This window comes from Alteromonas sp. M12 (assembly GCF_037478005.1).
In the GTDB taxonomy this organism is placed as follows: domain Bacteria; phylum Pseudomonadota; class Gammaproteobacteria; order Enterobacterales; family Alteromonadaceae; genus Aliiglaciecola; species Aliiglaciecola lipolytica_A.
In genome coordinates this window covers 2204040-2216832 of the sequence record NZ_CP144164.1, presented here as the reverse complement: position 1 = coordinate 2216832, position 12793 = coordinate 2204040, and the positions used below count along the sequence as shown (strand labels likewise).

At 39.2% G+C, this 12793-nt stretch carries 9 protein-coding genes; 1 reads left to right on the top strand and 8 read right to left on the bottom strand.

Annotated elements, in window-relative coordinates; genetic code table 11:
* Positions 1-20: 20 nt before the first annotated feature.
* The 3 genes from VUI23_RS09465 to VUI23_RS09455 all read right to left on the bottom strand — a co-directional run bounded on the left by VUI23_RS09465 (position 21) and on the right by VUI23_RS09455 (position 4227).
* Positions 21-944, bottom strand: coding sequence for a DMT family transporter (locus VUI23_RS09465; protein ID WP_216047661.1), 924 nt, complete (start codon positions 942-944; stop codon positions 21-23).
* Positions 945-1030: 86 nt separating this feature from the next.
* Positions 1031-3103, bottom strand: a complete 2073-nt coding sequence (locus VUI23_RS09460) for a TonB-dependent receptor (RefSeq protein WP_342808024.1) — start codon at positions 3101-3103, stop codon at positions 1031-1033.
* A gap of 275 nt (positions 3104-3378) precedes the next feature.
* Positions 3379-4227, bottom strand: a complete 849-nt coding sequence (locus tag VUI23_RS09455) for a DUF6279 family lipoprotein (RefSeq protein WP_216047659.1) — start codon at positions 4225-4227, stop codon at positions 3379-3381.
* A gap of 213 nt (positions 4228-4440) precedes the next feature.
* On the opposite strand from VUI23_RS09455, the gene VUI23_RS09450 reads away from it, so the two are divergent.
* On the top strand, positions 4441-5439 hold the full coding sequence (locus tag VUI23_RS09450) for an ATP-dependent 6-phosphofructokinase (protein WP_303501940.1): 999 nt from the start codon (positions 4441-4443) through the stop codon (positions 5437-5439).
* A gap of 32 nt (positions 5440-5471) precedes the next feature.
* On the opposite strand, the gene VUI23_RS09445 is transcribed toward VUI23_RS09450, so the two are convergent.
* From VUI23_RS09445 to VUI23_RS09425, 5 genes are all read right to left on the bottom strand, one after another.
* Entirely contained in the window at positions 5472-6539 is a 1068-nt protein-coding gene (locus VUI23_RS09445; RefSeq protein WP_342808022.1) for an efflux RND transporter periplasmic adaptor subunit, read from the bottom strand.
* 27 nt (positions 6540-6566) lie between these two features.
* On the bottom strand, positions 6567-9665 hold the full coding sequence (locus VUI23_RS09440; RefSeq protein ID WP_342808020.1) for an efflux RND transporter permease subunit: 3099 nt from the start codon (positions 9663-9665) through the stop codon (positions 6567-6569).
* A 559-nt stretch (positions 9666-10224) separates the two neighbouring features.
* The gene (locus tag VUI23_RS09435; RefSeq protein WP_216047649.1) at positions 10225-11049 is read right to left on the bottom strand and encodes a LytTR family DNA-binding domain-containing protein; all 825 of its coding nucleotides are present in this window, start codon (positions 11047-11049) and stop codon (positions 10225-10227) included.
* The gene (locus VUI23_RS09430; RefSeq protein WP_216047648.1) at positions 11033-12118 is read right to left on the bottom strand and encodes a histidine kinase; all 1086 of its coding nucleotides are present in this window, start codon (positions 12116-12118) and stop codon (positions 11033-11035) included. The genes VUI23_RS09435 and VUI23_RS09430 overlap by 17 nt, the downstream gene beginning before the upstream one ends.
* Positions 12119-12330: 212 nt before the next feature.
* Positions 12331-12792, bottom strand: a complete 462-nt coding sequence (locus VUI23_RS09425; RefSeq protein ID WP_303501926.1) for an Mpo1-like protein — start codon at positions 12790-12792, stop codon at positions 12331-12333.
* Between the last annotated feature and the right edge of the window lies 1 nt (position 12793).

The following is a 12793-nucleotide window of genomic DNA, read 5'->3' as shown; positions in this document are numbered from 1 at the left end:
TGTTTAGTCAAAACCCTTAGTTAAACAACTGGTTTTACAACTTTACGTTTTGCTAAAGCCGTTGTCATGGAACCGCATACAACACAAATAGCCCCAAAAATGACATAACTATCTAGCTCAATTAAGCTAAATTGCTCAGGCAGAAGTTGTTGAGCGATCACCACACTCAAAAATGTAAACAATGGCCCTGTTGCAATCACTGCGCTCACTTTTGCTGCACTCCAAATATTCAATGCTTCGGTGAAACAGCCGTAGGCAATTACAGTATTCAAACAACAGAATAGCAAAGCGTAGTATTGCAGCTGATTTAAATCCGTGATGGCCGATAAGTGGATAAAAGGAGTAAGCGCAAGAATACCAATTAAATAAATCAGTAAGGTTAATTGCTTGGCAGTAAATGAGCGTAACAAGACTTTTTGCATCAGAGCATAGGCGACCCAAGTTACCGCGGCTAGAACAACCAACATGATGCCTGAATTATAAGAATTGATAGATGAAAAGAGTAAATCTAACTTGGGACTAAAAAATAAACCCAAACCCAAAAATAAAATTATCGCTCCGGTGATTTCAAGTCGATTAAGTCGTTCTTTGAAAAAAACGATGCCCCCTAACATCAATAAAATAGGAGCTATTTGCATCACCACTTGAACCGTTTCGGGATTTACATAATCTAGACTTTTTACATTAGAAACATAGTTAACAACCAGCGCTAATGCAGCGACTATTAAAATAAATTGTGCTCTAGGCACTTGTTTCCATATGCTCGGTAACGCATTTGTACTAAGTAGAAAGACAAAAACCACAAGCCCGGCGAATAAAAAACGAATCCATGTGATCGTCATACTATCCAAAGCTTGTAGACATATTTGCAAGAAAACCGGTAGAACACCCCAAAGAACAGCCGTAATTAGAGCTAGGAAAAATCCGTTTAACCTAATTCTCATAATTTTATTACCGTTGGCTATTCTTCGAGTTTCAATTTCACTATTTAACCGTATTATTATGGAAATTTACAGTTTAATTCTAATTATTAATAGTTTATTGAAAAGTCTATTCCGAAGGTTCTAGGGTCACCAGGATATATGGCTAAATTACCGGTAGTGCCTGATGCAGCGAACTCTTCGTCCAGTGCGTTTTTAGCCCATAATGCAACATTGTACTCTATGTCTGTACCCCACTTGTAAGCTACTCGCGCATTTAAAATGTCCGTTGCTTCGCGCTTAATAAGTTCAGTTGTAGCTAAATCGTTATACTGATCATCTGTATACGCATATTGCACATTGTAAATTAGTTGACCATCACCTACTTCTTTAACATAGTTGAAGTTAACACCATAACTAACTGGTGGCGCTTGTTTTAAATCAAAGTCTTCTTCAACAAAGAATGTTGCTTCTTCAGTAAGTGAAACATACTTAGCTTCTAACAATCCAACAAATGCATCTATGGTTAAATCTTCCGTAGCTTGCCATGTAATATTGGTTTCAATACCGTAAGTTTCTACGTCACCCGCATTAATTCGGGTAAAGCCATTAGCGGTTGAACCACTGGTTTGTAAATCGGTATAATCGTTGAAAAAAGCAGTTACGTTTAAACGAAAAGATTTAGATAAATCGCTTTTCATACCCATTTCATAAGTAATTACCGACTCTTCTTGTACTGGGTCAAAACTATCTGGTGACCAACCACCTGATTTGAAACCAGTGGTTATCGATGCGTAAGTCATCATATCGTCATTTACATCGTATGAAACTACCCCTTTCCATGAGAATTTACCCCATTGATCACTTTGTAGCCCAGCATTTTCTTGACCAAGTGAACTCCAATAATCTGCAGTTGGTGCGGCATCAAAATCTTTTTGTTCCCACGTATAACGAACACCACCAGTCACATGTAACTTGTCAGATACGTTATATGTATATTGACCAAACAAACCAGCCGATTCAGTTAACAAGTCGATATCTGCACCACCGAAAACAAATTCAGTATACTGATCGGCTTCTTCGCGGAATAAATAAACACCTGTAACCCAACTGTAATCTTCAGCGTCTTTAGCAAATCTAAATTCTTGACTCATCTGGTTTTGATGAACATCTTGAAAGAAAGGCAAAGTTACAATGGTTAACATTCTTTGATCTAAACGTCTGTAAGAGGTGATTGAATCAAACGAAATTTCATTGCCAAAAGTACGGTGTGCTTTAAAACTGGTGCCGCTTTGATATAAGTGATTATAATATTCACCCAACTCTGTTTCACCATTAACTAACCCACTTGTTGGAAACTCAGCTTGATTAATGGTGAATATATCACCATCATCGTCTAGCACTAACGAAGAGTAACCAGGTTCTGAGTTATCTCTCATGAAATCTGCTGACCAAGATAAATCCCAAACATCGCCATAGTAAGCAAGCGCTACACGCGCCCCTAGTTTGTCTACATCACCTAGGTATTCGCCGTTATCTGTGTTTTTTATGAATCCACGACGACTTTTACTGAATACTGACACTTGACCGGCTAGCTTGTCTGTTAGACCTTTGTTGACCATTAAATAACCATCGGTTAATTGATCTGAACCCAATGACATTTTTAAAATAGTTCGATCTGAAATACTCGGTTGTTTAGTGGTGACTCTGATTGCACCACCATTGGAGTTTCGACCATATAGTGTTCCTTGAGGGCCACGCAATACTTCTATAGATTCAATATCCGCTAAATCTAACAATGCCCCAGTCTGACGACCAATATAAACACCATCCACATAAATACCTACCGCAGGATCAACCCCCACACGAGATTCGTCTTCTCCGATACCTCGAAGGAATACTTTCATACCACTTGCTGAACCAACATTTTTAGCAATGTAAATATTAGGTACCGCTTCACCAATCGAAAGCGCGTCAGTCATATTACGCAATTCGATTTCTTCTTCATTCAATGCCGTAATCGCAATGGGAACTGTCTGTAAATCTTCTTCTTTGTATTGGGCACTTACTGTGATCCGTTCTAATTCCTGAGCATGAAGCGTTTGGCATGCAAAGATAATTGACGAAGCCAATAGCAATTTACGACCCGTAAAACTAGATTTTTTATTATTGTACTCTCTCATTTTTGAGTTCCCGTTGTTATGTTTTAGTGGAAGGTTTTGGATAGATATATAGATGTAATGTCATACTAATATAACATTGCAACTGCAACATCAAGAACTTTATAAGAAACTGGCTAACCAGTAAGTTAAGAAGAAAATCAGTCAAGGGTATGAAATTTCACCGCTTATTTAACAACTGTATACATTTGAAAAATAAGCAAAAAGACTACTCAAAGCAGTAAAAACACGACCTAAGGATTAAAATAAACACATTTTACTTTCAAAAAGTTAACACTCTAATCTTGAATTAGATCATCAATATCTTCGATTAAATCATTTAATTTATTTTTCATATGTTTCTTTTGTTTTTCAGTTAAGGTCATATTTAAGGCATTTAACAAATTGGCATATTTGATTCGATTATATTCGTTTGCTTGCAGATATTCGGAGCTTTTAAATTGATCTGGATTTTGCATCAACTGATTCAATTTACTCGCATAGTCATCAACTTGATGTCGAGATAACATTAAGGTTTTTGTAACGTTCTGAATTTCCCGTCGATATGACATCCAGTATTCAAAAGTAGGCTTAAAATCACTGACATATTCACTTATTAGCACTTTCTGAGGATTCGACAACTTGCCTAGCCACTCTTTAATTTGCTCTTGAGTATTTTCTATAGAGTCTTCTATGCGCTGCTGCTTAGACATTTTGTTGCGCTTTTTCTCTTGTTTCAGATTATCCTTTTCCAATGCAGCGAACATGTCATCGATTTGTTGGTCATTTAAGTGCAACGACAATTCTGACAACTCAGGGCTAATTTCACCTCTAAAGCGCTTCCAGTGGGCACTTCCTCGGTCGAAATGAGTTAACCACTGCTGAGAACTTAAAACGCCATTTTGTATGTCTGTTTTTAAATCTTCTAAATGTTGCCGATAGCGCAAAAGCTCATCTTGTCGATGCCAAAGCAACCACTTTTCTACTTTTGCGTCTAACATTTGCTTCTGAGACTTATCTAGATCAACATAATCATCCACGTACCAATACAACAACCAATCAATATTGTTATATGCGAATTTTGAAGTACAACCAGTGAGTAATAACACTGCCGCTAAGCAAAAAGTGCAAAATAAACGTTTAAACATAGTAAGTAACATCTCTAGTAGTACTAAGTATCTTTATTCTTATTTGCATCATTGCTTACTAGTGACAGTGAGGCAATAGTGAAACATCAATTCTTACAGTTTTAATAACTATGTCACTTATGACACCTGCTCTGCTAAATCTTTATAGTTTTCAATAAAAAGGCTATGTTTAGCAAAGGTTTAAATTATTAAGTCAGCTAAGGGGTATTATACATGCGTAAAATCGCGCTTCTCACTTCAGGCGGTGATGCACCCGGCATGAATGCTTGTATCCGTGCAATTGTTCTCACCAGTCTACGTTATGGACTAGAGGTTTACGGCTATCGTCATGGATACAATGGGTTGCTAGAGCAAGAATATTTAAACCTAAGAGCCAAAAATGTATTAAATATCATTCAACGAGGCGGCACGATTTTAAACAGCGCAAGGTGTTTAAGCTTTAAATCCAATGATTCTGCTAAAACGGCAGCGAAAAATTTGGATGCGCTTGGAATTGAAGCCTTATTGGTAATTGGTGGTGATGGCTCTTTTCGCGGAGCAAAGCATCTTGCTAAACATTGGTCAGGTCAAGTAATAGGATTACCTGGCACAATAGATAATGATGTAGATGGGACAGACGCCACTATAGGCTATTACACCGCAATCGAAACGGCCTTAGACTCCATCGATAAAGTTAGAGACACAGCCGATGCCTTTGAACGGATTTTTCTCATCGAAGTGATGGGACGTCACGCCGGTTTTATCGGTTTAAATGCCGCCATCGCCTCTGCCGCTGATCATATTATGCTGCCAGAAATATCCCGCAGTTGTGAGGATGAACTAGAAAACCTTATTGCCCATATCGAAGCGGTGAAAAAGCGCAGAGGGAATAGTAGTTATATTGTCGTAATAGCAGAAAACTTGTGGCCAGAGGGGGTAACAAAGTTAGCTGAGATACTGAGCCAAAAAACCCAAATAGAATGTCGCCCAGTGATTCTCGGTTACGTACAACGAGGGGGCTCTCCAGTGTCACAGGATCGAGTTCTAGCTACCAAACTCGGGGCTTTTGCTGTTGAAATGGCACTGGAAGGCAAGACAGGCGTAATGGTGGGCGAAATTAATCAACAGTTGGTATGCAGTGAATTAGAGACGAGTTGGCAACAGAAAAAACCATTAGATCCTTATTTAGTTAAAATTCAACAGGATCTATTCGACATATTAAAGCGACCTTAACTGATAATCGCCGTGTTCGACTTAGCCACATTTCACAATGTGGCTAGCTCTTCCAACTGCTCAGAAAAACGTACTTTCTGACCATCTTTTAGTCTTTCTGCGCCACGCACAACAACTGGCGAAATATGGTTAAGATCACCAAACACTTCAACCCTTTCTCCGACACCAATACCTACAGTTACTGCCACTTGTTTAACTTCATTGTCTCCGGCGATTTGATACACAAACGCCCCTGACTTTCTTAAAACTAACGCATCTCTTGGAACAGTCAATGCTTGATGAAACTCACTATGAGGCAATGCAACACGCACCGCACCACCAATTGCATATTCATCAGGGGTAAGTTGAACTCGAATTTCCATCATCCGCGAACGGGCATTTCCAACAGGTACAATGGCCCGAATTTGATGTGATTTTTCAAACTCTCCGACAACAACCTTCACCGCTAAACCTTGTTGGATAAAAGGAACAGCTGAAAGCGGTGCTTTAATAGAAGCTTCAATATTGCCTGTGTCGACCACTCTAAGTACTGTTTGCCCAGTTGAGATATATTCACCTGGGCTTTGGATTCGTTCCACTACCATTGCTTTGAAGGGGGCTTTGATTTGACTTTGTGTAATCCGATATTGGGTTAATTTTTGATCGACCTTAGCTTGATTTAACTCCTGTCTTGCAACTTCTAGTTCAGACACGATTTCATCAAGTTGATCTTTGGATGTATTCGCCTGTTGCGCCATACTACTGAACCGTTGTTGTTTACGACTCAAAAGATCGACTCGCGACTCCCACTTAGCAACGTTTGCTTGATTTTGCTCTAAATTGAGTTTCAGCATATGATCATCTACTTTCGCTAACACCTCTCCGACCTCAACTAAATCACCCACTTCGGCCATCCAGGTAATTCGTCCAGGTACTTCCGTAGCAATATTTGAGTCACTGCGACTGACCACAGTCCCCGGTACCCAAATTTGTTGTGAGATCATTTCACTATAAACCTCATCAACTTCCACTAAGGTATCTGAATCTTGCTGTGCCAATGTGTGACCGCTAAAAGTGAGTAGTAGCGAGAGCAAAAGCGCTTTATTATTTTTTATTATCATTTTGTTTTCCAATAAAATTGAGTATGGTTAATGACTGACTATCGGCTGTTCATCAGCCATTTTAGGATTGATTAAAAGCCTTTGGCTGCCCTGCCTTAAACACAACAATGTTGGTAATAGTAATAATGTAAATATTGTACTAACACACATGCCCCCTACGATAACGGCAGCAAGGCCTCTGTATATGACACTGCCAGCACCAGGCAGTAACAAAAGGGGCAACATGCCAAAAATACTGGTTAATGTACTCATGAAAATGGGTCGTAAACGCATTAACAAAGCCTGATGCACAGCTTGTTGTCTAGCTAGGCCTTGGCGCTCACCATTACGGGTTTGATGAACTAACAAAATGGCATTATTCACCACCAGACCAAGCAAAATAATAAAACCAATCATAGTGAGCAAATCCATAGGTTGGAAGCTAATCATGTTGAGCAATCGAACCGCTATCACGCCACCCACAGTTGCCAAGGGAATACTCAAAATCACCATTAAGCTATCGATGAGCGACTTAAATAGTCCAGCCATCAATACAAAGAGTAGCGCCATTGCAAATAGAAAATTCTGACTCATCGTTGCGATTGCTTTATTTAAACTATCCGCACTTCCGCCATAATTAATCGCGCCGTCAGAGGGCATCATTGCCATCAATTGAGGTTCTACATCCTGTTTAATTTTTGCCATAGCTTCTTCGAGCGACATACCTTCAGGAGGATTAACCGATAACGTTAGGGTACGACGCCTATCAACACGTTGAATTTGGCTTGGACCAACCGATCTCACTACATTGACCAATTCTCCTAACTGCACCATCTCTCCGCTAGGCGTGATGATTGGGGTAACGGCTAATTGTTCAGGGTTGCCCCAATCTTGGGATTTAAATATGATATTCATCCGTTTGATACCATCAAAATACTCCCCTACATACATACCATCCCCCATAGATCTCACAAGGCTGGCAACGCGTGTTAGATCCATTCCCACTTCCATCATTCTGTGATCGTTAGGGTAAAGCTGGAGCTCAGGCTCTGCTTGCTCAAGACTTGGGTTAGCTCGTACATTCGCATCAGGAAATGCTTCTCGAAGTAGATCTAATCCATGTTGAGCGGCAGCGGTAAGCCCTTCATGGTTAGTTGCTTGTAAGCGCATATCAATACTTCTACCATTACCAAAACCACCGAACAAGTTGCCTTGCATTGTAAAAGGCTCAGTATCCGGCAGATCTTTCAAAATTTCGTCTCTAACTAAACTCTCTAACGCTCTGACATTGTTTTGGTCTTTTGCTCGAATTCCCAATGTTCCGCCATTCGGCCAGGTAATAATGTAGTAATTTTTAAGTGCGGGCTCTTTCTCACCAGCCATATAAGGTTTGAGTCGCTCAACCACAATTGACATCACTTCTTGTTGAATAAAATTGTCACTTGCCCCTGCCGGAAAGTTAAAAAATGAATCAATGGCATCACGCTTAACTGGGGGTAAATAATCTAATTTTGGCATCAACACTAAAGTAAACGTGATTGGTACAACCATTAGTAAGCAAATGGTTATATAGCGCTTCTTAGCCGTTGCATTTAGCATCATGATTTTGTCAGTTATTTTAGCCCACACATTCGTTAATCTATCTGGTGGTAAATCAACCTGCAGCCAGCGGCTCGCAGCAACAGGCAGTACAGTAACTGCAACCACAAAAGAAATTATCACGGCAATGGCAATGGTAAGCGCCAAGTCGGCAAACAACTGGCCTTCTACATCTTGCAAAAAAATAACGGGAATAAAAATTGCGACCGTAGTAGCGGTAGATGCTAACAGCGCGCCAAAGACCTCTTTGGTTGCTCTTTGAGCGGTTTTTACAGCGTGTTCATTTTTCTGTTTGTGTCTAACAATATTTTCTAACACCACTATGGCTGCATCCAACACCATTCCAACGGCAAATGCTAATCCTGCCAATGAAATAACATTTAGCGAACGTCCAGTTAAGTGCAAAACGACAAAAGTACTGAGTAGTGATATAGGAATGGCTAACGCAACTATCAGTGTTCCGCGAACTTGTCCCATAAACCACCATAAAATAGCTATCGATAGCAAAATCCCAATAACTAAGTTACTGGTGACTAAGTTCACTGCGCGGTAGATAAAAACAGAAGCATCAAATGATTGTGCCATTGTTAGTTTTTCATCAATCAAAACCGTTTGATTCAGTTCGTCTACTTTTAATTTCACAGCTTCTAAAGTGGCTAAGACATTCGCTTCATTTTCCCTGTCTATGCGAATTGAAATAGCAGGGTTACCATTTTGCACACTGAAATTTGAAGCTTGCGCTCGTTGAATTTTTATTTCGGCAATATCGCTTAGCTTAATAGGACTGCCATCCCGCCACTCTAAAATCATATCGCCCATTTCTAATGGTGAATATTTACCTCTAAATCGAATGGTATATTTACGTCTGCCAACATCAACAAAACCACCAGAAACATCATTGGACGATCCTAAAATTCTGGAAATATTGGTAATATCCACACCTAACTCGGCGGCTAAATAGGGATCAAATACAATCTGGAACTCTTCATTGCCACCTACCCCACTTTCCATGCGAACTCTAGCCACGCCATTAATGGACTCAAGAGAAGGTCGAATAACATCTTCAAAATAAGTTACATATTGTGAAATTTCACGCTCATTTCCAGGAAGTTTTTGTAAGAAGAAATAAGTAAGTGCGGGAGTCCCACCACCGCCGCCACCCATCATTATATTTGGAGACAGTGCATCCCTAGGTAAAGGTGGAATGCGATTCATACGGCTAATCACTTCTATCAAAGTACGCTGCATGTCAGTTTCTAAACCAAATTCCAAGTTGATCCAAGCATTACCCTGGTTAGCCCATGCACGCATATTTTGTAATCCTGGAATACCTTGCAACACCTCTTCTTGGGGTTCTAGTATCTCAGACTCAATTTCTTGAGGAGAGGCTGCTCGCCAAAATGTTTGGATGGAAATAGTCGGCCGTTCTATATCGGGGAATAACTGAATCGGTAACTTAAATAGACTATAAAGTCCCAGGAACGCGATAATACCCACTAAAATAGCGACACCTGAGGCGTTTTTTAACGCAGATCTGGTTATGTCCATACACAAAACTTTTACATAATTAACGTACCGTTAACTATAAGTCGCTTTGATAGTGTAAAAAGTTTAAATCTGTTAGTAACAGAAAAAATACGACCAACAACAAGGCTAAAAATGAGCTACTTGTCAGTGCGATGAATAGCAGTATATGGGTAAAAAAAGCCTTCACTAAACGATGATTGTTTAGAATAGATTTAAAAATATTTAAAAGTAGTTTAGCCAAAGGTGTTTTTCTAATTGCGATAGCGTCGTGAATGTTAATTTCCGACAAAATATTTTACCCTTTACGAATTGCGACAAACCTTTGAATGATTGTCACTACATTCTATATAAATCATCTTTTACCGGTGGTTTAAAATTTATTAATGTTTTTGGAAAGGTTTAAGCGTATTTCTGGGCAGAGCAGAGTTTTAAAAATAACATAGGCAGCAAGTCTGTGCGCATTTTACTACGCCACTTAACGATAAAGTCAATTACTTATAAAAAGTCCTTTAACGAACTGCCGCTACATAAATTGTGTTTGAAACCAATAGAGCTGACGATTAAGCAAAAAGTGTCGTTATTAAACCCTGATCATTTCCTTCACTTTATCTCTATGACTGCGACTCACTTTTAATTCAGTGTCATTACTCAGTACGAGATGATACTCACCACTAACATGACTGACCATTTTAGTGACATATTGAATATTGACGATTGCTGAACGATGGGCCCTGACAAACTTTCTGGGATCCAATTCTTCCTCTAGTTCCTTCATAGTGCGGCGCATTATGTGAGTACCATCAGAAGCATGGACACACATATAGTCCCCTGCTGCATCAATCCATTGAATATCGTCAACGGCAACTCGCGTCACTTCGGAACCGTCTTTTATGGCTAAAATAGAAGGATAACGCTTGTTATCAATAGTTTCGCCTGATGCCAGACGTTGTAAAATATCTTCACAATCGTCTCCGGTAAATTCAGCGACGAGTTTAGCTAACTTAACTTTTTGTTCACCTTCACTATTTTGTCCAAATACCGCAGATACTTTTTCGATTGCTACCCGCAAGCGTTTTTCATCGATAGGCTTTAAAACATAATCTAAAGCATGAATATCAAAGGCTTTTATGGCGTAACTATCATAGGCGGTAACAAACACAATAATAGGAACCGGTTGCTGCAATTCTCTGAGTTTATTGATCACTTGAAAACCGTTTAAGCCTGGCATTTGGATATCCAAAAATACCAAATCGGGACGAAGTTGAGGTATCACTGAAACAGCTTCGAGGCCGTTTTGGCACTCCCCTAATACTTCAATATTATCAAATTCTTGCAACCTAACTGCCAAGCCTTTTCTTGCTAATGGCTCGTCATCTACAATCAACGCTTTAATTTTGGTTGTCATGTTCATTCACCTCAAAAGGAATTCGAATGCTCACTTTTATACCCGTAGGCTGATTGTGAGATACGACATAAGAAAAGTTATTTGAATACAATGAGTTGAGTCGTTCTTGGATATTCGGTAATCCAACACCATTGCTACGATTTAATTGACCATTTTCAATATTAGCACCTGGGCCATTGTCACTTACTTCGAGCATCAAATCGCGGCCAAACGATTTAGCGACAACTTTTATTTTACCGCCCTTTTCCATTTTAGAAATAGCATATTTAATCGCATTCTCGATGATTGGTTGCAAAATTAAACTGGGAACCAAGGCTTGGTTACAATCTTCAGCGATATCCCATTCAACGTCTAAGCGATCATCAAAACGTACTTTTTCTATCTCTAAATATAGCTCTAAGGCTTGTATTTCATGCTTAAGTGAAATCTTTTTAATCGGATCTTTATCTAGCGAATAACGCAAAAAGTCACTTAACCGGCTGACCATTGCCTCAGCAGTTTTATTGTCTTTAATTAAAATTAACGTGCTGATCGCATTTAAAGTATTAAACAAAAAATGCGGATTCAATTGATACCTGAGCATTTTCAAATGTGCTTGGTGGGCCATTGTTGACGCTTTGAGTGCATTTTGCTTTTCTTTTTGCAGCATTTGGAAGTTCTTAATCCCAAAATACAATCCACTCCAACATACCACCATGATCAATGAATTAATGGTGTTAGTGAAATACATAAACCAAGCTTCAGGTCGATAACCGTGTTTATAAATTTCCCAATAATTAATATTTTTCAGAACGGCCCAGAATAAGGCAATAAAATAAGCACTGACGGCTACAGTAAGTAGCATTTTCCATGCAGTTTGTTGATGAGCCCAACGGTATATGTAGCGCAAAGGTATGGTTAACAACCACCCTGCCATTGCATTTAGTGCAATGACAAAAATCCATATTCCGCGTACATCATGTAAGAATGAACCAATATAATAAACAATCGCGAAACCAGCCCACCCTCCGGTATGCAGGGTCCAGAATAGCCTCTCACGATTTTCGAACAGTTTTTGCCAATTGATCAAAGTAAATCTCAAGTGAACAGATTAAGCGTTTATTATACCCTTGCAGATAATCAAAAACTCGTTGTTAATCCCAACCATAGTTGTGTTTGTCGCAAAGTAAGTAATCCGTCGAACTTCCGCAGTTTTTCAACTTGCGATATTCAGTTAAAGACTAAATACCTGTGATTGAACGCCTCAATCAACTGGCTTTTTAAATGTCTCAAATCGGTGTTTTAATATTGAATATTAAAACGTTTTAACCAATGTACCCACCACCAAGCAGGACCGACTAATAAAAACTGAATATCTTTAAGAAAGGATGGTTTTTTTCCTTCGATTTTATGACCTACAAATTGCAAAATCCACATCACCACAAAAAGCGCTAAGCTAAATTGCCATACGGAAATATCCAAATAAGCTAACAGCCGGATTCCGCCAAAACATAAAATAGTGAACAACGTCATTGCAGCCCCAATTGGGCCAGACAATTTAAAGTAATACCAAAGCACAGGAATAGAAATCACATGGGCCCATGTGATATCGAAATGATTTAAAAATTCAGGGGTGGGAATAGACCAAATTAATGCAAATGTCACAAAATAAATTGCCGGAACGGCAATTCCGTGGATTAAAACATTAGTTTTATTTTGATGACTTTCGCCATATTCATTTAATAACGTTTCGACTCTTCGCATA